The organism is Evansella halocellulosilytica, assembly GCF_002335745.1.
Classification (GTDB): domain Bacteria; phylum Bacillota; class Bacilli; order Bacillales; family Salisediminibacteriaceae; genus Bacillus_CA; species Bacillus_CA halocellulosilytica.
In genome coordinates this window covers 5,345,868-5,372,146 of sequence record NZ_NIST01000001.1, presented here as the reverse complement: position 1 = coordinate 5,372,146, position 26,279 = coordinate 5,345,868, and the positions used below count along the sequence as shown (strand labels likewise).

At 36.4% G+C, this 26,279-nt stretch carries 24 protein-coding genes; 21 read left to right on the top strand and 3 right to left on the bottom strand.

Going from position 1 to position 26,279, the window contains the following annotated elements:
* Positions 1-183 precede the first annotated feature (183 nt).
* The 13 genes from CD001_RS25255 to CD001_RS25195 all read left to right on the top strand — a co-directional run bounded on the left by CD001_RS25255 (position 184) and on the right by CD001_RS25195 (position 9,471).
* A complete protein-coding gene (locus tag CD001_RS25255) occupies positions 184-780 on the top strand; it encodes a hypothetical protein (protein ID WP_096190326.1) in 597 nt (198 codons plus the stop codon).
* A 124-nt stretch (positions 781-904) separates the two neighbouring features.
* Positions 905-1,240 (top strand): hypothetical protein, encoded by a 336-nt coding sequence (locus tag CD001_RS25250; protein WP_096190325.1) that lies wholly within the window; start codon positions 905-907, stop codon positions 1,238-1,240.
* Between the two features lie 8 nt (positions 1,241-1,248).
* A complete protein-coding gene (locus tag CD001_RS25245; RefSeq protein ID WP_096190324.1) occupies positions 1,249-1,572 on the top strand; it encodes a hypothetical protein in 324 nt (107 codons plus the stop codon).
* Positions 1,559-3,700 (top strand): phage tail tape measure protein, encoded by a 2,142-nt coding sequence (locus tag CD001_RS25240; RefSeq protein WP_096190323.1) that lies wholly within the window; start codon positions 1,559-1,561, stop codon positions 3,698-3,700. Before CD001_RS25245 ends, CD001_RS25240 begins: the two co-directional genes overlap by 14 nt.
* 11 nt (positions 3,701-3,711) lie before the next feature.
* Positions 3,712-4,170 (top strand): hypothetical protein, encoded by a 459-nt coding sequence (locus CD001_RS25235; protein ID WP_096190322.1) that lies wholly within the window; start codon positions 3,712-3,714, stop codon positions 4,168-4,170.
* Positions 4,171-4,182: 12 nt separating this feature from the next.
* The gene (locus CD001_RS25230; RefSeq protein ID WP_096190321.1) at positions 4,183-6,045 is read left to right on the top strand and encodes an XkdQ/YqbQ family protein; all 1,863 of its coding nucleotides are present in this window, start codon (positions 4,183-4,185) and stop codon (positions 6,043-6,045) included.
* Positions 6,008-6,451 (top strand): hypothetical protein, encoded by a 444-nt coding sequence (locus tag CD001_RS25225; RefSeq protein WP_096190320.1) that lies wholly within the window; start codon positions 6,008-6,010, stop codon positions 6,449-6,451. Before CD001_RS25230 ends, CD001_RS25225 begins: the two co-directional genes overlap by 38 nt.
* 18 nt (positions 6,452-6,469) lie before the next feature.
* A complete protein-coding gene (locus CD001_RS25220) occupies positions 6,470-7,534 on the top strand; it encodes a pyocin knob domain-containing protein (RefSeq protein ID WP_096190319.1) in 1,065 nt (354 codons plus the stop codon).
* Positions 7,531-7,839, top strand: a complete 309-nt coding sequence (locus CD001_RS25215) for a hypothetical protein (protein WP_096190318.1) — start codon at positions 7,531-7,533, stop codon at positions 7,837-7,839. The genes CD001_RS25220 and CD001_RS25215 overlap by 4 nt, the downstream gene beginning before the upstream one ends.
* Before the next feature lies 1 nt (position 7,840).
* Complete coding sequence (locus CD001_RS25210) at positions 7,841-8,065, top strand: XkdW family protein (protein WP_096190317.1); 225 nt, start codon at positions 7,841-7,843, stop codon at positions 8,063-8,065.
* Position 8,066: 1 nt separating this feature from the next.
* Positions 8,067-8,198, top strand: a complete 132-nt coding sequence (locus CD001_RS25205) for an XkdX family protein (protein ID WP_096190316.1) — start codon at positions 8,067-8,069, stop codon at positions 8,196-8,198.
* Between the two features lie 227 nt (positions 8,199-8,425).
* On the top strand, positions 8,426-8,689 hold the full coding sequence (locus CD001_RS25200) for a holin (RefSeq protein ID WP_096190315.1): 264 nt from the start codon (positions 8,426-8,428) through the stop codon (positions 8,687-8,689).
* The gene (locus tag CD001_RS25195; RefSeq protein WP_096190314.1) at positions 8,686-9,471 is read left to right on the top strand and encodes an N-acetylmuramoyl-L-alanine amidase; all 786 of its coding nucleotides are present in this window, start codon (positions 8,686-8,688) and stop codon (positions 9,469-9,471) included. The genes CD001_RS25200 and CD001_RS25195 overlap by 4 nt, the downstream gene beginning before the upstream one ends.
* 53 nt (positions 9,472-9,524) lie before the next feature.
* On the opposite strand, the gene CD001_RS25190 is transcribed toward CD001_RS25195, so the two are convergent.
* Both CD001_RS25190 and CD001_RS25185 read right to left on the bottom strand, forming a co-directional pair.
* Complete coding sequence (locus tag CD001_RS25190) at positions 9,525-10,211, bottom strand: DUF4956 domain-containing protein (protein WP_096190313.1); 687 nt, start codon at positions 10,209-10,211, stop codon at positions 9,525-9,527.
* Between the two features lie 40 nt (positions 10,212-10,251).
* The gene (locus CD001_RS25185; RefSeq protein WP_096190312.1) at positions 10,252-10,977 is read right to left on the bottom strand and encodes a polyphosphate polymerase domain-containing protein; all 726 of its coding nucleotides are present in this window, start codon (positions 10,975-10,977) and stop codon (positions 10,252-10,254) included.
* 178 nt (positions 10,978-11,155) lie between these two features.
* Between CD001_RS25185 and CD001_RS25180 the strand changes: the two genes are divergently transcribed.
* A complete protein-coding gene (locus CD001_RS25180) occupies positions 11,156-13,627 on the top strand; it encodes a CotH kinase family protein (RefSeq protein ID WP_096190311.1) in 2,472 nt (823 codons plus the stop codon).
* A 102-nt stretch (positions 13,628-13,729) separates the two neighbouring features.
* Here CD001_RS25180 and CD001_RS25175 read toward each other — a convergent pair whose 3' ends face one another.
* Positions 13,730-16,735 (bottom strand): peptidoglycan-binding protein, encoded by a 3,006-nt coding sequence (locus tag CD001_RS25175; RefSeq protein ID WP_096190310.1) that lies wholly within the window; start codon positions 16,733-16,735, stop codon positions 13,730-13,732.
* Between the two features lie 339 nt (positions 16,736-17,074).
* Between CD001_RS25175 and CD001_RS25170 the strand changes: the two genes are divergently transcribed.
* The 7 genes from CD001_RS25170 to CD001_RS25140 all read left to right on the top strand — a co-directional run bounded on the left by CD001_RS25170 (position 17,075) and on the right by CD001_RS25140 (position 26,272).
* Positions 17,075-18,196, top strand: a complete 1,122-nt coding sequence (locus CD001_RS25170) for a glycosyltransferase (protein ID WP_096190309.1) — start codon at positions 17,075-17,077, stop codon at positions 18,194-18,196.
* Positions 18,197-18,228: 32 nt separating this feature from the next.
* Complete coding sequence (locus tag CD001_RS25165) at positions 18,229-19,362, top strand: glycosyltransferase (protein WP_096190308.1); 1,134 nt, start codon at positions 18,229-18,231, stop codon at positions 19,360-19,362.
* Between the two features lie 43 nt (positions 19,363-19,405).
* A complete protein-coding gene (locus tag CD001_RS25160; RefSeq protein WP_096190307.1) occupies positions 19,406-20,170 on the top strand; it encodes a glycosyltransferase family 2 protein in 765 nt (254 codons plus the stop codon).
* Positions 20,171-20,300: 130 nt separating this feature from the next.
* Positions 20,301-21,092 (top strand): ABC transporter permease, encoded by a 792-nt coding sequence (locus CD001_RS25155; RefSeq protein ID WP_096190306.1) that lies wholly within the window; start codon positions 20,301-20,303, stop codon positions 21,090-21,092.
* Between the two features lie 14 nt (positions 21,093-21,106).
* Entirely contained in the window at positions 21,107-22,681 is a 1,575-nt protein-coding gene (locus CD001_RS25150; RefSeq protein WP_096190305.1) for an ABC transporter ATP-binding protein, read from the top strand.
* A gap of 14 nt (positions 22,682-22,695) precedes the next feature.
* Positions 22,696-24,687, top strand: coding sequence for a glycosyltransferase family 2 protein (locus tag CD001_RS25145; RefSeq protein ID WP_096190304.1), 1,992 nt, complete (start codon positions 22,696-22,698; stop codon positions 24,685-24,687).
* Positions 24,677-26,272: an ATP-grasp fold amidoligase family protein gene (locus CD001_RS25140; RefSeq protein WP_096190303.1), complete on the top strand. Its 1,596-nt coding sequence runs from the start codon at positions 24,677-24,679 to the stop codon at positions 26,270-26,272. Before CD001_RS25145 ends, CD001_RS25140 begins: the two co-directional genes overlap by 11 nt.
* Positions 26,273-26,279: the final 7 nt, after the last annotated feature.

The window sequence follows — 26,279 nt, the reverse complement described above, 5'->3', positions numbered from 1 at the left end:
TTATGTTTTTGTCATACGATTGCCATTTAATAGTGAGACGGGGACAAGGTGGTGAACTTTTACTTATTTTAAAAGTCTGTTTGGACTTGGATCAATCAGCTCTATTGTAAAAAAACGTCCAATCTAAGCTCCAACTACGTTGTAATGGAAAAAATTTATCATAAACATGGAGGGAAACGATTTATGGCAATTCAAAGACCAGCAGTACCAAAAGCAGAGAAAGTACAATTAGGAGAAGGTGTCGTTGTATTTAATTTTAATCCAAATAACTGGGACGATAACAACACCGTTCCATTTGGGGCGACTCGAGGCGGAGGTAGCTATACTGTAGAGCCAACAAACCACCCAATTCGTTTTGACGGGGACCGAGGGGAAAATACAAAGGGAATGAAGCGTCGGATGGAATGGAACATTACGATTGAAACGACGGCTCTCGAACTCGACTTAGAAAATATCGCTAAAATTATGCCGGGGAAAATTAATGAAGTTGATGAAGCATCAGATGTTCCTAATTATAAATTGTATCGACCAAACGTTGAATTCACAGAAGAAGATTACATTGATAACATGGCGTATATTACCGAAACAAAAGACGGTCGATTAGTGGCATATGTCATTGAGAATGTGCTTGGCGATGGTACTTTAACTGCAGCATTTGCAGAGCAGGATGAATTAACATCAGAAGTCACATTTACTGCACACTTTGATCCGAACAAAATGAATAGTGTGCCGACGTATGTTGTGTACTATGAAAAAGAGCAAAGTGAAATCGAAGAATAAAGAGCAATCTAAAAAGAATTACGACGGTGATCGTGTACATGCAAAATGATAAGAGTTTCTAGGCAAGCGTCATTCGCTTGCTGTGAATCTCTTTAACGAAAAGCCTTAAATTTGGAGGGATCTGATGACTGATAAACAACGTATTTTAGACACGGAAAAAGCAATTGAAATGTTACCATTAGCTGCTGACATTTACGAAAAAGTTGGCTTTGAGAGCATGAAAGGGAAAATTAAAGAGAAATATAAAGGGAAAAAGAATGTTGATCCAGTAGACCCCGTTTTAGACAGTCTGAAACATATTGTTCGAAATGCTGGGAAAATCAAAGAGGAGATTTTTCAAATTGTTTCGATTGCAGAAGGTATCGAAATCGAAGAAGTAAAGAGTCAATCCTTCGGTAAAACTTTAAAATCATTGAAAGAGATCTTTTCTGATCCGGAGTTATTAGAGCTTTTCAAATAGGCTATGTAGTGGGATATGAAGAAACACTCATTCTGCTGCATAGCCATTTTGATTTTCGTTTTATCGTAAAACAACCAATTAAAAGGTTGTCGAAGTGTATTTTAAAAGCAAAGGAAAAAGAAAATGATCGGAAAGCTTGGGAACTGTGGCTAGCGAAATATCCGCATATGACGAAAGACAATTTCCAAAGTTTTCACGATTTTAAAGAACAAATCAAGAAGCCTTATCGGAGAGTGGAGCATGCAAATGAATCTGTACAAGATCGATTCACTCGCTTTAAGCGCCACTTAAAAAACGAACGGAAAGGAGGTAGAATCGTTGAAAGTCATTAGTATGCTAGGATCTATACTAATCGAGGATAAAGATGCTCAGCAATCATTAGCAAACATAGAAGAAAAAGCAAAAAAGATTGGAGACAGTTTTAGAAACGGTATTCAATCAGCAGCAAAGTGGGGCGAAGCGATTGTAGCAGGAGCAGCCAATGTGACCAATGCTCTGTTTCAAGTTTCAAGCCAATCAGGTCAATCTGCTAATCGAATAAATAAAATGAGTCAACAATTAGGGCTGTCACAATCTGCTTTTCAAACATGGGATTTTATTCTTTCTCAATCTGGGGTAAGTATTGATTCAATGAATGGTGGAATGGGTACTTTATCACAACGAATGGCAGAAGCGATAAGCGGAACTGGTACAGGAGCAGAGGCGTTTGCGAGACTAGGCATTAGTATTGATGAATCGATGAGTCAAGAAGAAGCATTCGAGCAAACCGTACGTTCGTTGCAGGATATGGAACATGGTATTGAAAAAGCTGAGTTAGCTCAACAGCTCTTTGGACAAAGCGGTCAAGAGTTATTACCACTTCTAAACAATAGCCGCGGTTCGATTGATGAATTAAAACAATCATTTAATGAACTAGGCCTTGAAATGTCCGATGAAGCTGTAGAAGCCGGTGTCATGTTTACGAATACAATGGATCAGTTAAAACGATCATTTGACTTCCTTTTTGCTGAGTTAGGTGGTCGTGTTATGCCAATCTTTCAAGAATTCGCTGATTGGATTATTGAGAATATGCCGACGGTCCAACAAGTTTTTGATGTTGTATTCGATGCGATTAGTGAAGGGGTCAGTCACCTTGTGGACTGGATTCAAACATTAACAACATGGCTCAGTGAATGGGGTTCTAATAATGAAGAGACACTTTTAATGATTTGGGAATCATTCCAAGAATATTTAGGGGTGATTCGTGAGTTTATCGGTCAAGTGTTTGAAGACATTCGTCTTGTCATTTCTGAAGTATTAGAATTCCTAGTGCCTTATATTCAGGAGATCCTTCTCGCAATAAAAGAGTTTTGGCAGGAAAATGGTTCTGCCATATTAGAAAATGCGATTACAGTTTTCGAGTCGATTCGTGAAACGGTATTTACAGCTATGAGTGCAGTTGGGGAAATCATTGAGCATATATTAGATTTAGTCGTTCCGTTTATTGTAGAAAAGCTCGAAATGATTCAACAATTTTGGGCTGAAAATGGTGAACGGATAATGGAAGCTGTCCAAAATGCCTTTTCGTTTATTCAGTCAATCATTGAATTTGTGATGCCAGCCATTAAAGTCATTATAGAAACAGTTTGGGGGATGATTGAAGGAATTATTAATGGCGCACTTAACATGATCATGGGTTTGATTAACACCTTTTCGGGACTGTTGACAGGTGACTGGTCTGCGATGTGGGAAGGCATTAAACAACTGTTAAGCGGTGCGCTCGAATTTGTATGGAATTTAATCAACCTCACATTGGTAGGAAGAGTAGTCTCTCTTATTCGCAGCTTTGTCACTTCGGGTTTAAACTTAATTCGTAACTTAGGTTCAAATATAACTAGTGTTTTTCAAAATATGTTGAACAGCGTCGTGAGCACGGTGTCGAATCTATTATCTCGTGTCACGAACATTTTTACGAATTTGCGGACGAACATCAGTAATGCAGGAAGCCGAATTCTAAATGCAGTTAAGAAGCCTTTTGATGATGCCTTATCTTTTCTTTCTAATTTAGGTAGTAACTTTTTACAAGCTGGACGAAATATTATCGATTCGATTATTTCTGGTATTACAGGCTCAATCGGAAAGGTGAAAGACGCAATTGGCAACGTTGCCGAAACGATTCGAGGTTTCTTTCCTTTTTCTGAGCCGAAAGAAGGACCGATGCGCGGAATTACACGAATCGATTTTGCAGGAACGATTGGTGAAGCAATTGACCGATCTGAAAACGACATAAGGGCAAAAATGGATCACATGTTAAAAATGCCTGATATCGATTCACCGGATTTTGGCCATCTTTCAAGCTCATTCATTACGTCTAAAGGGACTCAACAAAAGGTGATCCATGTAAACCTTTCAGGGAACACATTTAATGATCGGAACGATATCGATTACTTAGTCGATGAATTAGCTAGATTAAAATTTTAGGAGGCTTATGTATGCATGACGGTTTAAAATTAGCAGGAAAAATAAACGCAACGTTAAGAGATAAAGAGGGGAATGTAAAACAGCAGTTTGAGGAGGAAAATCTTATTGTTAACGGCGGGAAAGATGGATTAGCTGAACAGCTGCTAAATAGCCCGGCGGTTTCAGTCCCGTCTCATATCGGCATTGGAACAGATGGAACAGCTCCAGTATTATCAGATACTGATTTACTAGAACAAGAGGGAAGCCGGCAGTCAGTTAGTAAACAAAGAAATTTAAATGAAGTGGAATTTTCAGCAGTTTTTGGACCTAATGAACCTGTTTCTGAATCAATCGAGATTCGCGAAGCAGGTTTATTTAATGCAGCGACTGGCGGCAGTATGTGGGCGAGAATTACGTTCGGTGTTGTGACGAAAGAACCTGAAGATACTTTCGACATAACTTGGACGTGGGTTATTAGCAATGCACAATAGGACGGTGCCTCCATGCTGAATTATGGGTTTGATTCATATAAATTTGATATTCATAAATTTGATCAACAAGATGTGTTTCGGAGTTTAGAAGACCTTTCGAGTATTGAAGAGGTTTATTATCAATCACTGCAAAAGTTAGTCGATGAAAAAATCGGCTTAAATACAGAGGTCATACGTGAAGTATATAAAACGATAGAAGATGTAGTAACGATAGCTGATTCGCAACAGAATGATGTTGGGAAAATGATCGCGGATGCGGGGGCGTTTTCTGAAATCGTTGCTAAAACAATCAAGCTATCGAGTCTACCGAAAGAAAAGGTGACGTTAGAAGACTATCATGTTATTACGTCTAGTCCAGATGCGAAGGAGCGCTTCTATTTTCAAGAGCAATTTTTAAAAGACTTAGTTGCAAAACGGTGCAGCGAATTGTATGTCAAAGAAAATTTTACGATTGAAAAGACCGAGAAAAAAGCTTTTGCAACAGTAGGGGTTAATGGACTGAGAATATTACAGCATAAGTTGAAAATCTCAGATACGACGAATGATCGAGTCTCGACTTGTTCATTTGATATAAATGACCCGAATGATGATGTCATTCACGCATGTCAAATGAGGTCTGATATTCAAGTCACGATTATTGGTCATCAAAAAACACACTATTTTGGCGGAAGAATTGTTGATCATTCATTAACAGCTCAAGGATCTTCAAAGAGGCTTTCCATTAAGGCTGAGGATTATACTGCAGAGAGTAGTGACTATTTAGTTGTCGGGACTTACAACGGTAAAGTAGATGACGTATTGACACAGATCTGGCAGCAATTTTACGAAAAGCCGATTCAATTAGATATTGCACCTTCAGAGGAAACGATCGATGTTTCGTTCAATTATGAAACGTTATTTGATGCAACTGAATATATTGTCGAGCAGCTCGGATGGATATGGTTTATCGATTATGATGGGGCAGAGCGAATTCTCAAAATTTTCCCTCCGGAGTCAGAAATATATCCTACACCTGTAGGACAAGGGATGCTGCAGCCACTTGCTGATTCTCCTAGTTTCAGTTATAGTGATGAGCTATTTAATGCCCTTTATTTGTTTGGGGGAGAAGGGATAAGTGATGAAATCACACAAACGGAAGTAGCAGATGGGGAAAAAACGATTTACTATACGTACTACAAACCTGAACATTTGAAGTTTTACGTCGATGATATCCAGTTGTCTGTTGGTGTGAAAAATGTTGATGATCATAATGAATACGATGTTTTATTAAACTATAGCGAAAAGACGGTAGAGTTTTCAGAAGAAAATAAACCGGAAAGTGGATCCCTTATTCGCTTTGAATATAAATATCTGTACCCGATTGTCGTCTATATGGAAGATGCAGAAAGCATCAGTCAGTATGGCAAAGTCATTGAACGGATTGACGATAATAAAATAAACACGCCTGCCCAAGGACGAAAAAAAGCGGAGAAACAGCTTATTGAACATTCGAAACCTAAATTAGGCGGAAGTTTAACCGTATTAGATCCTGACATACGTGCTGGGATGTACGTAGAAGTCGATCTACCTAAGTATAACGCAATGGGAATATTCAAAGTAAATCAAGCTGAAGTATATTTTGAAAATAATATGCTATTTAATCGGTTAGATCTTAATCGAATGACTCGCTCTGCGGAGAAGTTCGTTTCAAAAATGAAAGAGTTGTCAAAGAGGATCGGCAATTTAGAAGCAAATGAGCGTGACGATATTATCGTACAACGGTTTAATAACATTTTCGAAACGCTCTCTTTCACAGATGATTTATCGGTAATTACGGAACGAGCGGGGGTGAATGCGTTTGACCAGTCACGATTCGACTTTAGCACTTACTCATAATGTCGAGATTATTCATAACGAGAACAGAAAAACATATAAAAACCGGGTGTTGCAAGATGGGATATACTATTTGGCACAATTGATCAACGGTCAGTCTGTAAATCCAATCAATTATATTGCTGTTGGAGACTCTGATGAACCGAACCGTCTCGGGACTGCAACTATGGGCAATGAACGATTTAGAAAGGAATTTACGATTAGTTATTTAAACAACGTAAATCCTGTATTTGAAACATTTTTTACTGAATCGGAAGCGAATTTTCAATGGAAAGAGCTTGGATTATTTGCAGGAGGTTCAAGTGATCAAGGCTCTGGACGTTTAATTGCCCGAGTGTTAGTTGATGAACCAAAAAATGATAACGTCACAATATCAACAAGTTGGGAATTTCGAATTGCAAATACGTAGGTAAGGGGGAATGAAAGAATGGCTTTTGAAAAGAGACCTGTGGAGTCAGGTGAAGTCATCACTGCAGAATGGGCAAACCATATTCAGACGCAGTATAAAGAAGCATTAGACTGGGGAAAAGCGTTCGGGCTTGGATCAGACGTAGAAAATGTCGACTGGAACACGGTCAATAAGACAGGGTTTTATTCAGGAGATACGAATGGTCCTAACTCAGCAACTGTTTATGGCGTTCATGTTCAACGATCTGAAACGGAAGCTCTCCAACAAGCAGGAAGAGGGGACAGAACTTATTTTCGAACGAAGCAAGGCGGCACTTTTTCTGAATGGAAAGAAGTAGAGACGGTCGAAGGAGCACAAGAGAAAGCTGATGCGGTTGATAGTGAGCAAGTGAATATTGTACCCAATTATGGTCCTAATGCGGACGCAGAGATGATCGGAAGAGGAGTAACGGTTACAAGAGTCTCAGGTAGTGTGAGCACACCATTATTAGCAGAGTGGCTTGAAAATATGGGGTTTGAGGCAAGTGATTTTGGGAGAGATATCGAAAGCCTACGTCTAACAGTTACCACTTTTGCTCCGGGGTTTATTGATGCAAGTGCAGGAAATACAGGCTATCAAAAAGCTGTTTTATTTGCATGGGACGCAAACCCTAACAATTATGAAACATATGCGATCCTTCATCGATCCTCTAATACAATTGCAGGAGAAACTACACCTTGGGGAAAGTGGCATGAAGAAGTATTTGTATTTAACAAAGGGTCAAATTCAAATGGTGATTACATCATGTACTCTGATGGTATTATGGAGTGTTTTTGCTATGTTGGTGGAGTAATAGCGGATGTAAGTAGTGGAAATATTTTCAGGTCAGAAACAGTAACTGTTCATTACCCAGCAGAATTTGAAGATATGTTTATAGAATCAAGAGCAGTATCAGCAACTGGGACACTTAGATGGGCGGATGTTACAGGATTAGGAACGACTAGTTCATCAAACGTACGTCATTATTCAACAGTTGAATCTTCTACTTCAATAGGGGTTAGGTTATATGTAAAAGGAAGATGGAGAAGGGAGAGAAGGTCATGAAAGTTAGATATATTCCAATCAAACCATTACCTAGAAACAATTCTGAAATTAAGTATGAATTTGATGGTGAGTCTATTCACGTTTTTTTTCAGGACTTAGAAGAATATTTTGACTTTTCAATCTTAAAAGCGGGGGACAGTGTGGTGATGGATGAAAGGACTGATGAATTAATGATTGAAACATCATTACCATTTAACCCGATAAAATCTGCCGAAAAAGACGATAATGGAACTTTGTATGTAGAGTTAAGGTATCATCTTCTTTCGGATAATGATGAACCTTCTATAGAGTGGGAGGAAGTATAGAATGACCGCAAAAATCACTGGTATTTTAACTAGAATAGAAAAAGAAAAAGAGCAAAAAGAAAATGAACAAAATAAGAAAGAGTTGAAAGCACTTAAACAAACTCCATACTCAGTCACAAACTTAGGGAAGGAATTAGTCCAAGAAAAACTTAAACGCCGGAAACTTGAGAATGATACCCAGTTTTTAGGCACTGAATTAGTACGAATGAAATTAGGTGGTGAATAGGATGAACTTTTGGACTTTAGCGTATAACAACAGTTGGGCAACGAAAGAGGATATGCAAAGAGCAGTACAAATCGGGGAAATTACAGAAGATGAATTTGAAGAGATCGTTAAAGAAGCATATGAAGTTGATTAAAAGTTTTAAGATTGTCGTCATTACACCTATAGATAGGTGTATTACTTCATTTGATTAAAGAATAGATTCGGGAAAGCCACAGCTTTAGCTGCGGCTTTTTTGGTTTGATTTTTTTCCTTTACGTTATCACACGGAAAAGACATCCTTTTTATTCTTCCTTTTCTATGATACAAGCCGTTTCGATTAGTAGATTTATAGCATTGAATGAAAGAAAGGAGGTATTAAGAATGAATAGTGTATTAGTGTTGGCAACGACAATTACTCCTGTTGTACTGGCGTTGGTTGAGTTATGGAAAATTACTTTAAATATAAAGAAAAAACGGTTACCTCTCTTATCAGTTTTCATAGGGGGAATTGTTGGGGGAGTAGCGTACCCATTTACAGATCTTGAGCTAGTGTTAAGGCTGTGGGCTGGTGTTTTATCTGGATTAGCTGCAGTTGGATTATTCGAATTAGGAAAATACCAATTGAAAGGTGAGGATCGTTCATGAGTACAATTATTTGTTTAGATGCTGGTCACGGAGGACATGACAGTGGGGCAACCGGCCATGGTTTACTTGAAAAAGACCTTTGTTTAGATCGGGTTTTACGTATGAGGCAAATGTTAATGGATGAATATGAAGACGTTTCGGTTATTTTAACTCGAAGTACCGATGTCTTTGTTGAGCTAATCGACCGTGCTAATATTGCCAATAATGCAGCGGCAGCTGTGTTTATCAGTGATCATAAAAATGCTTTTAATGGACAAGCGCGGGGGTTTGAAAGTTATATTTATAATGGAGGAGTAAGTCAGGGAACGAGAAACTTACAAAATGCGGTGCATAATAAAGTTGTCAATGTATTAAGTGGATACGGCCTTCCGAACCGCGGAACGAAAGAAGCGAACTTTAGTGTTCTTCGTAATACAAATATGTCAGCATTGCTTCTAGAGGAAGCGTTTATCGATAACATTACGGATAACAACTTGATGCGTCAAAGTAATTTTCGTGAAGATTATTGCAGAGCAGTTGTTGAAGGAGTCGCAGAACATTTAGGATTACAAAGAAAAAGTAATGGAGGAACAATGATGGTAAGGGTTGAAGTAGACGTATTGAATGTTCGCTCTGAACCGTCATGGGATGACAGTGCTATTGCTGGGCAAGTGACACGAGGAGAAGCGTTCACAGTCGTAGAGCGTGTCAATGTGCCAGGCAGCTCCACAGACATGTATAGACTGTTAAGTGGTCTATACATTACAACGAATCCAAATTACGTATCAGTTATCTACGTATAAAAACCCGAAAGCCGGGGGATATCCCGGCTTTCATTCATCATACATAATTGCTTTTAATATGTAGTACTCGCATAGTTAATCGCAACATTTAAGTTAGAGTTTCTTGCTCGTATTGCATCAAGAATTTCTTGGTCTTTCGTACCTTCTTTTATGATAATTTCATAATCTAACTGGATCATCGTTCCGAGGTTCGTTGTTTGCACTCGTGTCAATGATTGATAAGTCATATATTTTTCAAATATATCGTCAAATGCTCCATCATATTGTAAGTTCTCGGGAACAGTAATCTTTAAAGTCCGCGGTTCGCCTTCACTTTTTCCGTAATCTACAACATATAAAACATAGATTAGTAGTGACAACGTTAGAGTGAAAATGATTGCTAGTAAATAAAAACCTAATCCGCAAGCGATACCCGCTGCCATTCCGAAGAAAATAAAGGCAATATCTTTTGGGTCGCTCATCGCACTACGAAAACGGATAATAGAGAATGCTCCTACAAGTCCGAAGGCAACTGCTATATTGTTGCCAATGACGATCATAATTAAGGAGACAACAACACCCATAATAATAATCGTATGAACAAAGGATTGTGAATACTTGTTCCCTTTGTATGTTAGTTTATATATTTTTGTAATGATAAGTGTTAGAAAAAAGCTTAGGAAAATGGCGATAAATCCATCTATTAATGTCATTTGTGTTGTAAAGTCTTGATTTCTAAGAAAGTCTACTATACTATCCATTAATTTGCTCCTTCATAAAATATTAGATACTTTCGCTGATTTAGGTATGGTTATATTCATCTTCGAGTAAGTCTGCACTCGTACAAAATTTAGAAACGCTCTTTTTAGGGCAGTTTAATTCACTTAATAATTTTGAAAGCCACAAAGGTACACTATGGTTCACCTTTACTTCAAGAACGACAAGGTTCGGATCAACAAAGTGGGTGCCCTCTGGTCCGTTTTCAATTCGTAAATCTTCATTTCGGCATTTTAAATTATAATCGAAGGTAATCCTTAAATCGGCATCCGCAACACCGACAAAAGCTTGGCGATCATAACTGACAATGTTTTCAGGTTTTAGATTGTACAATGAACGAAAGGAATCAATCTCATGAAAGATTTGTTCATTCGAAACATCAATCTTTTGATCGGTCTTAACTTGATCGTATATGTAGGCATAAGCATCCCTTAGTTTTATACTCGTTCTTCGTTTGTTTACTCTCTTTTTGTATTTCTTTTTTATTTCAAAAAAGGCTTGATCATGAACTGTTGCTGAATTATAAATTCGTAGTCTTAGTTTTTGCCGAAAACGATTTTTATTACGAGTCTCGTAATAGATTTTCTTGTCAGGTGAATCGAAATATAAGCTAATGATGTTGTATTTGCCCTCTGAATTACCGTATTTATCAAAAACCATTCTCTTCTCCAGGAGCTCAGCCAACTTTTCGTACGTGTCAAATGGAATCAAATATTTTATTTCGTACCGACTAAAAAATTCCCCCGCCATATCATCCCTCCATAAAATATAAGAAGCAAATACATTGAAATATGTAAATATTGTTATTTTGATATTACAAATATGTTATTATTGTAAATATTGTAAACGATAATCGTCCTATATTATATAGATTTTAGAAGAAAGTGTAAATGAAAAACTAGGTGAAAATTACTATCGGAGGCTTTATATGAAGAAGAAATCGAAGATTATTATGTTAGTTCTTTCGTGTCCATTGTTAATCGGTGCTTGGATAGCAGCTTACTCATTAGCATCTGGACCTATATTTTCTGATGAACAACTTGAGGAGGCAATTCGACAGGAGCTTAACTATGAAAAAGGGGAAATACGTCCTGATCAGTTAGTAGAAATACAAGAATTGAGAATTCGTGATCGTAATATAGAAAATTTAGAAGGTATTGAACATTTAACCTCATTAGTTTCACTTGATTTACGTGATAATCATATTGAAGACATTTCGCTACTAGCCAACCTAACCGAACTTATTGACCTTAATTTACGAGGAAATCAAGTAAGCGACATTGAAGTACTTTCGAATTTAGTGAATATACGAGATTTAAACTTAAGAGAAAACCACATCCACGATATTTCTGCATTAAGTGAATTGAATGAACTTCGAGATTTAAACATTCGTTACAATGAGGTGACGAACATAGAAGCATTAGAAAATCTTGATTATTTGCGGGAGCGCTTGTATCTTGAAGGAAATCCAATAACAAATTATTCACCAATAATGAATTATATAGATGAAATTGACGATCATGATATTAGTCAAGAAGCTTACGAAGACTCAGAAAATTTTAACCCTATCTTCTCCCACGAAGGAGGATTTTATGATGAAAGCTTTCATCTTGAACTTACAAGTCCTATAGAAGATAGCACGATTTATTATACGTTGGACGGCTCTGTTCCAGATCCGGAAAATAACGCTGAACATACATATGAATATGAAGAATCGATTGAAATTGATAATAAAACGAATGAAGAGAATAATCTTTCAACGATTCAAACAAATTTTATTTCGGGTGTACGTGGCTGGAAGGAACCGACCAGTTTGATTGATAAAGGAGTAGTCGTTAGAGCAGTGATTGTTGACAATGAGCAATATATTAGTGATGTGGCGACTCATTCGTACTTTATTCAATTTTCATCGACCTTTCCAGTTATTTCTCTATCGACCAATCCAAATCACCTTTTTGATGAAGATACAGGGATTTATGTTCCCGGAGTCAATTACGACAGCGTTAGTAGCGAAGCTGATGATACCGGAAACTATTATCAAAGAGGACGTGAGTGGGAGAGACCGATTCACATAGAATATTTTGAAGCAGACGGGAACTTAGCTTTTTCCCAAGGTGCTGGTGTCCGCATTCATGGAGGATTTACTAGAAGGTTTGCCCAAAAATCACTTCGTTTATATTCTAGAAGTGATTACGGGGAGAGTAGATTTACTTATCAATTTTTTGATGATAAAGAGATAGAGGATTTTAATCGATTGCTTTTACGTAATTCTGGGAATGATTGGGGGATGACGATGTTTAGAGATGCAGCCATGCAAAGCTTAGTTGGGCATCTCGATTTGGATAGGCAAAGTTATCAACCGTCAATTGTTTTTTTGAATGGGGAATATTGGGGTATTCATAACGTAAGAGATCGATTAGATAAGCATTACCTTGAAACCCATTACGGGGCAGACCGAGATCAGTTTACGATTTTAGAAAGAGAAGGCCAACTTTCTGATGGGCTAGAAAAAGGGCAAGAAGATTATGAAAATATGATTGACTATGTTAATTCGCATGATTTGGCAGAAGAAGAGCATTATCATCATGTAGAAACGTTAATGGATATTGATAACTATATTCAATACTATGTGACACAAATTTATAATGCTAATTCTGATTGGCCACACAATAACATCGATTTTTGGCGCTATGAAAATATTCATAATGAGTCAAACTTAACTGAGCCATTAGACGGCCGATGGCGTTGGTTTCTCTATGATGTAGACCGCTCATTAGGGTATGAATCATATGACCATAATACGATTGAAATGGTCACATCGACACTGAATCCGAGACATAATGAAGAGTGGCCAAATATTCTATTTAGAGCTCTGCTTGATAATGATCACTTTAAGAACAAATTTATGACTGAACTGGCAGATCATTTAAATACGACGTTTCATGAAGAGAGGGTCATTCAAACGGTTAATGAATTCCATTCATTATATGAACCGGAGATAGAAAAACATATTGACCGTTGGGGAATACCGGAAAGTGTAGAAGCATGGAATGAAGAAGTAGAAGTAATGAGGATATTTGCGACTAATCGACCAAATATTGTTCGTGAACATGTAGTAGAGCACTTTGGATTAACCGGGACATCAGATGTAAGGGTAATCTCTGATACAGAAAAGGGAAAAGTAATCATAAACTCTCTAGAAATAACAGAAGATACACCAGGGATTGAAAGTGCAGAGGAGTGGACTGGACGGTATTTTCAAGGGGTGCCTATAATGGTAACAGCAGTACCAAATGAAGGTTTTTCGTTTGCAGGATGGGGAGAAGAAATTGATGCTGATTCTGATTCAATTGAAATCATTTTAGATAGAGATATTGTTCTTGAACCAGTGTTTGAATAAGAATATAATATGAAATTTAAACAACCGCTCATGAATGATTAGAGCGGTTGTTTTTGTAAAAAAACTATCGAGAATTTCTTCTCGATAGCTGTTAGGAGCTAGTTATCTATAAAACTCTATAATACCTTCTTTTATCGCGTCTGCAGCATCATTTTTAAAACTAGATGTCTGCATTCGTTCAGCTTCTTGACGATTTGTTACGAAGCCTAATTCGACGAGAACACTTGGCATTTCAGTATGTCTAATAACATAGAAATTAGCTTCTTTTACACCACGATCTCTAGTATTTAATTTACTAATCAATTGGTTTTGGATAGATGTAGCTAACCTTTGACTATCAGCACTATGGTTGTTTCTGTTCCAATACGTTTCAGTACCGTGTACAGATTCCTGTCCTGCAGCATTTGCATGAATACTTACAAATGCATCCGCATGAGCACTATGTGCAACATCAACTCGTTCTTCTAATTCAAGGAAGTAATCTCCTGATCGAGTTAATACGATATCGATGTCAGTTCCTCTCATTTTTTCCTCTACTAAAAGGGCTACATCCAATACAATATCCTTTTCTCTCCATCCAAAAGCTGTCGCACCTGGGTCACTGCCTCCATGTCCTGCATCTATGACAATTGTTTTTCTATCACTGTCATTCCTAACATAGTCACTATGTACATATGCATAAGAATTTCCAAAAACAATCTTCAGCCAATCACCGGATGACTCAATAATCGCTACTTTAGATCCAGCATTTAAAGAACCAACAGTATCATAATTAGTTGATGGACCACTTCTTACATTTAAGCTATTGGCTGTAGTAAATCCATGTGTATCAAGAGACAAAATGACATTCAATTGAGATAAGGTTACTTCTTCAGCAATCCCACTAACAGCTAAGCCATAATTTCTTTGGAAATCACTCACAACCCCTGCAGTTACAGAACCATATGCATTAGACGGATTATCAGGGAAGTTGCCAAAACCAAGAAGAGTTAAGTTTTCTTTAAGTTCGACGATGTGAGAACCGCGTTGTCCGTCACGATAAGGAGAAGAAAGAATCTCTTCGATTTTAGATAGGGTAACTTCATCAGCAATCCCATTTACTGTAAGCTTATAATAACTTTGAAAGTCCTTTACAACTCCCGTAGTAACAGAACCATAAGCATTAGATGGATTGTCAGGGAAGTTGCCAAAGCCAAGGAGAGCTAAGTTTTCTTTAAGTTCAACGATGTGGGAACCACGTTGTCCATCACGATAAGGAGAAGAAAGAATCTCTTCGATTTTAGATAGGGTAACTTCATCAGCAATCCCATTTACTGTAAGCTTATAATAACTTTGAAAGTCCTTTACAACTCCCGCAGTAACAGAACCATAAGCATTAGATGGATTGTCAGGGAAGTTGCCAAAGCCAAGAAGAGTTAAGTTTTCTTTAAGTTCGACGATGTGGGAACCACGTTGTCCATCACGATAAGGAGAAGAAAGAACCTCCTCAACCTTAGCTAAAGTACTTTCGTCTGTGATCCCATCAGCATGAAGGCCGTAATACTCTTGGAAATCTGCTACAACAGTAGAAGTCACAGGGCCATATTTATCAGATGGATTACTAGGAAAATTTCCAAACCCTAGTTTAGTCAAATCTTTTTTCAATTGAATAATAGGCGGCCCTTGGTCGCCATCTTCGTATGGAATAGATAATTCATACTTAGCTAATAAATCATTTATTCGATTTAGAGTAACTTCATCAGCAATTCCGTTGACGACTAAGTTTTCACTTTTTTGAAATTCTCTTACAATACTAGAGGTGACAGATCCATATGCTTGAGAAGGACTGTCAGGGAAGTTGCCAAAGCCAAGAAGAGTTAAGTTTTCTTTAAGTTCGACAATGTGTGGACCACGTTGCCCGTCACGATAAGGAGAAGAAAGGATCTCCTCAATCTTAGCTAAAGTACTTTCGTCTGTAATCCCATCAGTATGGAGGCCGTAATATTCTTGGAAATCTGCTATAACGCCAGAAGTGACAGGGCCATATTTATCAGATGGATTACTAGGGAAATTTCCAAACCCTAGTTTAGTAAGGTCATTTTTTAGTTGAATAATAGGGAGACCTGAATCTCCATCTTTATATGGAAGTGTCAGCTCATTATTAGTTAGTAGTTCATCAATTTTAGCTAACGTAACTTCGTCAGCGATTCCATTGATAACGAGACTTTGACTTTCTTGAAAATTTTTAACCACATTTGTGGTAACACTACCATAAACACTTGAAGGTTTTTGTGGAAAATTTCCATATCCTAATAAAGTCAAGTTTTCTTTAAGTTCAACGATATAATTGCCACTATTACCTGATTGATAGGGAGAAGAGAGATTTATAGCAAGACTAGTTAAAGTCGTTTCATCTGTCTCTCCATGATCAGTAAGCCCATAATACCTTTGGAAATCTACTACAACATTTTCTGTGACATTCCCGTAGGCACTAGATGGGTTACTTGGGAAGTTCCCAAATCCTAGTTTAGTAAGGTCTTTTTTTAGTTGGATAATTGGTGTGCTGTTATCTCCATTATTAAAAGGTAAGAGAATGTCATCATTACTTAGCAAGCTAGAAATTCTTTCTAATGTTACTTTATCAGCAATTCCATTGATAATGAGATTTTGACTTTCTTGGAAATCTTTAACAACTTTAGCGGTGACAGAGCCGTAAGCATTTGATGGGTTGTTTGGAAAGTTTCCATAACCTAGACTAGTTAAGTAATGTTTTAGGATGATAATATGGACACCATTGTTTCCTGCTTGATAAGGTGAATATATAGACTTTATTATTTCGGAGAAAGTTTCTTCATCTACATTTCCGGTCACATTTAGGCCATAATATTGTTGAAATTCCTTAACGACACCCGCTGTAACTGATCCAAATACTTGAGATGGGCTACTTGGGAAGTTCCCAAATCCTAATTTCGTTAGAGTTTGCTTTAGATCAACTACTTCTACTCCAGTATCTCCATCTTGTAAAACGTAATTTGCCTCTGCTTTACTAAATGTAAATCCTCCAAAAATTAAAGCAATAAAAAGAAGTACTGTTAAAAATAGACGTCGGGGCATTAAATTATTGAGCAAAATTTATCAACTCCTTTAAGGTATATTTGTCTCCATAAAATTGAAAAAAGTCAGTAAATGAAACAAAATCAGCTGAGACAATTATAAGCACAAAGTACTGTGAGTAAATGCCCCTATAGCATACTTGTAAAATTATATTACAAATTTAGACGAAATCATATAAGGACTTTTTACTTCTTTTAAAATATTGCCACCTTTTAAGAATGGGAATTTTTGTATGTTTTTAGTTTTTATCATGTTTATGAATGTTTAAGGCCATATGATATAATAAGTCGAATGCTTTACTTGCTAATCTTTTAAAACTTTACTGAGCATATAGGTTAAGAAAGGCTGTATAAGATGAAAAAATTAAAAGTGCTATTTTTTATATACGAAATGGGTGCGGGCGGTGCAGCTCGTACTTTGCTGAATATTATTAACAACTTAGATCGAGATAAATTCTCTCCTGTATTAGTTACACTTAATTTTGATGGGGCTTATGAGAAGGAACTTAAATCGGATGTAACATTTATTAAATTAGAAACGAAACGGTTAAGCAGGTCTGTTTCTCGATTAGCAACGATTATTAAACAAGAACAAATCGATATCGTTTTTAGTACGATTCCACGAGTAAACACGATCGCGATTTTGGCGAATATTCTTTCATTTTCAAAAGCTAAGAATGTGATAAGGGAAGCGGATAATTTAGGCGGCAGCTTTAAAGAGGATATGCAATTGTTAGCATTTGGAGTCGTCTATAAATGGTCAAGCCAAATTGTTTCATTGTCTGAAGGTGTGAAAGCGAATTTAGTAAAAAAATATAAAATCCGTCCGAAGGATATTAAAGTCATCTATAATCCTGTAGACTTAGAGAGTATTGAACAAAAAATGACAAAAGGAACGATTGATCCACAAGATCAGCGACTATTTAACAATGATGAAAAGGTGATCATTACAGCAGGGAGACTTGTTGAACAAAAGGATCATCAAACATTGTTAAAAGCATTTAATGATGTGAACAAGCAGGTGAACAGCAGTTTAGTCATATTAGGAGAAGGTCCTTTAAAAGCTGAACTTACCGAACAGGCAGAGCAGTTAGGGATTCGAGATCGTGTTCATTTTATTGGTTTTAAAAGCAACCCGTATATTTACTTTAAGCAGGCTGATTTATTTGTGTTAACGTCCAAACATGAAGGATTTAGTCATGTCATCGCGGAAGCATTAGCAACTAGAACTCCAGTAGTATCAACGAATTGTAAATCTGGACCTGAAGAAGTATTGAATAAAGGTGAATTTGGAGATCTTTGTGAAGTCGGGAATGCTAACGAACTTGCCCAAAAAATGCTCAACGTGCTGAATTTAAACGAAAATGAACGAAAAGAACGACAAAATAGAGGGTTTGAAAGAGCGAGAAATTTTGATGCGACAAAAATCGTTCAACAGTACGAAAAAGTATTTATAGATACTGTAGAAAAGAAGTAGTTGCCTCTTAACAGTCAGGGAGGTTTTGGCATATGAAGCATCATAAAAAAACAGTCGTACACATGACGACTGTCCATCACCCGTTAGATCCGAGAATTTATTATAAACAATGCAAATCGCTGCAAAATGCAGGGTTCCGAGTATCATTGTTAGCTCCGGATGCTGAGAGGGTCATTGAAGAGAATGACATTAACGTCATATCGATTAAAAAGCAAAAAAACAAGCTGAAACGAATGGTATTTTCAACTATAGAAGCATATAAAAAAGCGCGTAAGCAAAAAGCAGATTACTATCATATCCACGATCCAGAATTATTGCCGGTAGCTTGGTTGCTGAAGAAGAAAACGAACATTGTCGTCTATGATATTCATGAAGATTACGTGACTAGTATTATGCAAAAGGAATACATTCCGAAGCCTTTGCGACGTTTGATAGCTGGAACATATAGCGTGATTGAAAAAGCTCTGTCACGAAGATTAGAGCTTTGTTTGGCTGAAAAATATTATCAAGAAAAATATTCTAGAGGAACGTGTATTTTAAATTACCCTGTCTTAAATGAAGCTGTATTAGGTCGGACAATCCATGAAGGGAAAGCTGAAAATAAACTCATTTATACGGGAAATGTTTCAGAAGACCGTGGTGCTGAGATTCATGCTCAGCTTCCGAAATTGGATAAAGATATTTCTGTTCATTTATACGGCAAATGTCCGCGGCCGTTAGCAGAGGAAATGTATGCTTTGGCAGGAGAACAGAGTGATCGATTATATATTGAAGGAATTGATCAATATGTCCCTAAAGATGAAATCGATCGAAACTATGTAAGCCATCAATGGTTGGCGGGAATCGCGCTGTTTCCACCGACAGAGCATTATATGAAAAAAGAACTAACAAAATTCTTTGAGTATATGACAGCGGGGCTCCCGGTTATTTGCTCTGACTTCCCGGCATGGAAAGAATTTATCAAAACGTATTCATGCGGGATTGCTGTTAACCCAAGAAATGATCAGGAAATAAAACAAGCAATCGACTTTTTAAGGTCAAATGTGAATGAAGCAAAAAGAATGGGCGAGAATGGAAGAAAAGCTGTTCTTGAAAAATTAAACTGGGGAAACGAGGAAAAGAAGCTAATTGACTGGTATGAAGAGATGTATATAAACAAATTATAGTTAAATTTGCTTCTTGACCTCATCCAAAATGGTGGTGATAATAATGCAGGACATTCACAATCATGGTTATCCATTAATATCGATTATCACTCCTGCTTATAACTCTGAAGCGTATATACGTGAGACGGTTCAATCGGTTCAAGCACAAACATATATGAATTGGGAAATGATTATTGTTGATGACTGTTCGACCGATGCGACGAGAGAAATCGTTAAACAATTGATCGTGGAAGATAATAGAATTTCATTATTTAAATTGGAAAAAAACAGTGGTCCAGCTGTTGCAAGAAATACAGCAATAAAACATGCGAAAGGTAGATATTTGGCATTTCTCGACAGTGATGACATGTGGCTTCCAGAAAAGTTAGAAAAACAACTTGCTTTTATGAGTAAGAACAATTATGGATTTTCATTTACGGAATATGTCAAAATGAGTGATGATGGCAAACTGATCGGGAATCCTGTTCAAATCCCTGAAAAAGTTGATTATGAAAAGTTATTGAAACGAAATGTCATCGGCTGTTTAACAGTCATGATCGATACCGATGTTGTCGGTGAAGTAGAAATGGTCAATATTCGATCGAGGCAAGACTATGTACTGTGGCTTTCTTTATGTAAGAAAGGATTTCCTGCATATGGGCTGCAAGAGTGCTTATCGAAATACCGAATCGTCGAAAATTCAGTATCGAGAAACAAAATAAAAATGGCGAAACAAAATTGGAAAGTCTATCGAAAAATTGAAAAGCTAGGTTTTTTTAAAAGTGCTTGGTATTTTGGTAATTATGTTTATTTAAGTTTGAAAAAATAACATTATTAAATATGCAATTATACTTATTATACTTGTGAAAAAAAGCAATGCTTATATAAATGAATACATTACGATTCTTTATAGAAAAATAGATAGTTGCTTATGAAGAGAATGGCGGTGTTGGAGAACTATGCGAGAGTATATAAATGAAATGTTAAAAAGGAAAGATTTATTAATATATCTTGTGAAATCGGGGCTAAAAGCAGAGCATCGTAATAGTTATTTAGGATATTTTTGGTGGCTATTGGACCCACTTCTCAATGTTCTTGTTTACTATTTCCTTGTTGCTATTATTCTTGGGCGTGGTGATGATGTTGAGAACTATGCTGTATACCTTGTGATTGGGCTTGTTGCATGGAGATGGATGAACACTACAGTTAATAGTTCAGCCCGTGCAATAGTAAAACAGTCTTCCATTATTAATCAAGTTTACTTACCAAAATCAATTTTCCCTTTATCAATAACGTTTACTCAAGGGCTTAATTTCTTTTTTGGATTTGTCGTTATTGCAATATTTTTAGCGGTGTCAGGTGTTGTACCTGGATGGCAAGTAGTGTACTTACCATTAATTATTTTAGTTCAATTATTGTTTTTACTAGCCATCAGTTTATTTGTCGCTTATATTTGTGTGTTTGTTCGTGATATAGATAACATTCTTGCACATGTTTTACGTGTATTTTTCTATGCTTCACCTATTATTTGGGTTGGTAGTCGCATACCAGAAGAGTATGTTTGGGCAAGTTATGTAGTAGCTGTGAATCCAGTTGCAATCATTTTAGATTCTTATCGTGCCGTATTAATGTTTCAATCAAATCCGCATTTTATTGGATTGTTAGTAATTGGAGTAATATCTATCATATCAATTGTTGCTTTAATTTTTTACTACAGTAAAAATGAACATAAGATTATTAAAGCATTATAAATGAGGGTATTTTAATGTCATTGAAAAATAATAAGACCACAAGTAATTATATAGATGAAACCGAAGAAGTTGTTATTCGCGCAGAAAACCTGGGTGTCTTCTTTAATACTGGATTAAATAAAGATGATTATAAGTCTCATGTCATAAATCTTTTTAAGAAAAAGTCGAATAAAGAAGAAAGTAAGGTTACTTGGCCATTAAAAGGTATAGACTTTACAGGTTATAAAGGAGAAATTCTTGGGATTATTGGTTCGAATGGTTCAGGTAAGACGACACTATGTAAACTTATTTCTGGCATTTTAGAGCCTGATGAAGGTTCAATCCATGTTGATGGGAAAGTATCAGCCCTTTTTTCATTAGGGATGGGCTTTAACAAAGAATTATCGGGCAGAGAAAATGTCTATTTAAATGGTATGATGTTAGGAATTGAGAAAGAAAAAATTAACCAATTTATTGATGATATCCATGAGTTTTCAGGCTTAGGTGCCTTTATTGACCAGCCGATGAAAAAATATTCTAGTGGAATGAAGGCACGTCTAGGCTTCAGCGTGGCAGCATTTCTTGAGCCAGAGATCCTTATACTTGATGAGGCATTGAATACTGGCGATATTGAGTTTGGTAAAAGAGCAGCAGAAAAAATGAGAGAACTAGTAGAAAAGGCAAAAATGGTCGTGCTCGTTACACATAGTCTGCGCTACGCTTCGAAAAATTGTGATCGTTTAATATGGTTAGATAAAGGAACTATAAGAGCGGTTGGTGAACCTAAGAAGATTGTAGATATGTATAAAGAGTCTGTACCACCACAAAAAAGAAAACGGAAAAAAAGGCTGGACATTGAAAAAACAAAACTCGATATTAAAGATCAAACGATCGTCAAAGCAGATAACCTAAGTGTTTCTTATCGAATGAAGAATGATATATTTTGGGCACTAAAGAATGTCAACTTTGAAATTAAAGAAGGGGAAGTTGTTGGTATAATAGGGCATAACGGAGCTGGGAAGAGTACGTTGTGTAAATTAATGACCAAAATATTAACCCCTGATCAAGGTGAAATTATTTTAAATGGTGAAACTTCTTCACTATTAGGATACGGTACAGGCTTTAACCCGCAATTAACGGGCAGGGACAATATATACCTTAATGGTATGCTGCTTGGAATACCGAAAAATCAAATTGATGATGATTACCAAGATATTGTCGACTTTTCTGAGCTCAAAAAGAATATTGATAGACCAGTAAAAAATTATTCAAGCGGCATGCAAGCACGGTTAGGCTTTAGCATAGCAGCGACCTTAAAACCTGATATTTTTATTATCGATGAAGCTCTTTCTACTGGGGATATGGCATTTAAACAAAAAGCAAGTGAAAAAATTCAAGATATGATTGAAGAAGCAAAAGCGGTCATCATTGTTTCACACAGTATGAATTTTGTTGAAAAAGTATGTACGAGAGCTATTTTAATGGAAAAAGGCGAAATACGTTTTGATGGCAATCCTGAAGAAGCCGTTAACTTGTATAGAGGGAATTTGGAAGAGAAGAAAGTAAAAAAGAAGACGAAGAAGAAAACGAAGAAGAAAAGTAACGAATAGGTGTTGAGTGATCCATGATAAAGAAGGCTGTGAAAAAGGCTGTCCAAATGATAGAAAGGTCTGTTTATAAGGTACTGAGTGATAAGCAAATAGAATCAATTAAAGGATTATTAACAAATAGGCAAAAACGTTTTATAAAGAAATTTTTATTTGCTGGAAAGTGGCAAAGACAAGAGGTAGCAGAAATTAAACAACGTTTATATAACCTTGGTTTTACTAAGAAAGGGTTAGATGAACTAGAGAGACTTTCAAATAATAATAATGAACCTTATCTGCAGCGCTTAGCAATTTGGGAATTAGCATTATGGCATGCCAACCAGTATAACGAAAGTGGAGCACAACAATGTCTTCAATTAATCTCCAGGTCTATTGAAGGGGAAAAAAGTCCGATACGATTAAAGCAAGCAGCGATTATGCGAGCAGAATGTTATGACATTTTAGGTGAGATAGATAAGGCTAAAAAGGAACTAGCAAAATTAAGTAAAGAAGAGGCACACGCTGATGTCTATCTTGCTGCGGCAAACCTTGAAACATCATTAGAAGACCGTTTGTCTTGGATAAATCAAGTTATGAAATTAAATAAACTCTCAGAAATTACGATTAAATCGACTTCTGAAGAATTACCCGTTTATGATTGTCTAACATCATCTCCTAGTAGCGATGAAAACAAAGATCTCGCAAGCCAACCTAAAGTGTCTGTTATTATGCCGGTGTACAATGCTGAAGAGGTTATTCATACTTCGTTAAGTTCAATTTTATCGCAGTCATGGACGAACTTGGAAGTGTTAGTTGCTGATGATTGCAGTACCGACGACACGGTTAGAATTTTAGAGGAGTATGAGAAGAAAGATAAAAGAGTCAAACTCATACTTGTCGATAAAAATGGTGGAGCATATGTAGCAAGGAATACTGCATTAAAAGAGGCTACTGGAGATTTTATTACGATCAATGATGCTGATGACTGGTCACATCCAGAAAAAATTGAAATACAAGTTAATCATTTATTGAAAAACCCTACTATGGTTGGGAACACATCACAACAGGCAAGAGCCACCAATGATATGAAATTTTATCGAAGAGGGAAGCCTGGAACGTATATATTTAGTAACATGTCATCTTTCTTATTTCGAAGGGAGCCAGTAGTAGAATCACTTGGTTATTGGGATTCTGTCCGATTTGCTGCTGATTCGGAATTCATAAGACGAATTAAAAAAGTGTTCGGTGAAAAATCAATTTGTGAACTTGAAACAGGCCCCCTCTCTTTTCAAAGGCAGACTACAGGATCATTAACTGGTAATTCAGCTTTTGGTTACCATGGATATAAAATGGGTGCGAGAAAAGAGTATGAAGAGAGTCATGATCATTTTCACGAAAATAGTAGCAATCTCTATTACTCTTTCCCTCAAGAAGTTCGCCCTTTTGCAGTTCCTGAACCAATGTGGCCGAGCAAAGAGGAAAAAGTTAGTGGCTACCGTCAGTTTGATATTATATATGTATTCGATTTTCGTTATGATGAAGACGACACTAATGAAGTCCTAGCTGAAGTAAAAAAGTGTAGACTAAAAGGACTTCGAGTCGGATTAGTTCAGATGTCAGAATATGATGTAGATCCGAAATCAAAAATAAACAGAACGGTAAGAGATATATTAAATAATGGACAAGCTGAAATGATCGTTTATGGAGAAAAAGTAGAAACAAAAAGGCTAATTATTAGAAACTCAATAATTCTTGATGAATGGCAGAAGTATATACCTAATATTCATGCAAACCAAATATCAGTTGTTTTAAGCGAGACATCAATTAGTAAGAGGGATGAAAGTAGAGTATCGTTGAACCTTGAGCTTTGTAACAAACATTTGAACGAATACTTTGGAATGAACGGCATATGGTATCCAGAAAATGAGCAAGTTCGCCAAAAGTTGCTAAATGAATATTCGAATGAAATAACATCCATTACTCTTGCAGAGCAAGATTGGGATCTGGAGGAGATCTCCTTTGAAAAATGATCAGCAACCATTTAATAAAAATAATGATAGAAAAAGTCCATTAGTTGAATTAGATGACAGTGATCTATTACAGATATTAAATAATGAGACTAAGAGTAGCGCTGGAAAGTGTATAGAAGAACAAGAAGTACTCTTCGATAAGTTGCTGAAATATGATGCTGAATATCAGAAAGTTGAACGACAAAACAAGGAGATTCAAAAAGAGAAAGATAGAATAAATAAAAATTATAAAACGATTACAGAAAGCAGAGGGTGGAAATTAACTCTTCCACTTCGAAAGGCTGTTAAAATGATAAGTAAAGCAAGGAGTTACATTTTAACAGTTCTCCTTGGACGAAAGTTTAAAGCGGTAGTCACTGAAAATAAAGAACTAAAGAAGAAAAATGAAAAATTGAACAGAAGTATAAAAGTTAATCAGGAAAGGCTGAAATCAGCACAAATAAAAATAAATAACAAAGAGAAAAAAGAGCAAGAGTTATTATCTCAATTAGGATCAATAAATGAAGATAAACTTTTAGAAATGGTTAAAGGTGCTGAAGAATCAGGAGAAATCTTAAATGTTCTTGATAAGCTGATAATACAAAAATCCTATAATGAAGAGAAATATGAGGCTGCTCTCAAATATGCTGCTAAGCTTTATATGAATAGAGAGACTCAGCTAAAGACAAGAGTTTACAATAGTGTGATTAAAGGGTTAAAAATAGAGGAAATACCTGAATTTATCGTAAGATTAACGGAAGAAACGGATGAATTATCATTAAATGATGTATCCTCTTTTAAGGCTAACTTAAGTCAGCGGTCGAGAATGAGGCAATTTGATCGTCAGCTGCCAGAGTGGATTCTCGATAACAAGGTGAACGCTTATTCCTTTATTGACATTTTAAATATAAAGAGACCGTGGGTTTCAGAAAACTCATACGAATTTAAAGAGATACCGAAAAAAGCTGGTATTGTTATTAAACCAGCTTCCGGGGCTGGGGCTCGAGGTGTATACCTCATTCTAGGTTTGGATAAAATGATCGATGTAAAAAGAGGACAGACACTTCATTCATGGGAAGAACTGGATTTTTTCGTTAAGGAGGATTTATCCACTGGATGGGTCAATAAAGATGAATGGATTATAGAAGAGCTCGTCATCGAAGATAACGAGAGTAAAATTCCAGCACGTGATCTTAAGTTTTATTGCTTTTATGGGCGCGTCGCTCTAGTTCTAGAAATTATTCGTTATCCAAATGTGAAATATTGCTGGTGGACTTCGACAGGAGAAAGAATAAAAACTGGGAAATATGATGGTAAGCTTTTTGATGGAAATGGTGTACCTCATGATCAAATTAAATTGGTTGAAACTATTAGCAAAGAAATACCTTCACCTTTTATAAGAATAGACTTTTTAAACGGTTCAAATGGAATGGTATTTGGTGAGTTTACTCCTAAACCAGGAAATTATGATCAGTTTAATTCAAAAATAGACAAACTATTAGGGGATTATTTTATTGAAGCAGAAGCCCGCCTTAGGAAAGACTTTATTAATGGGAAGAGGTTTTTGGCCTTCCGAAACTTTTTAAAAGAAGGAAAAATTCAGTGAATGTATA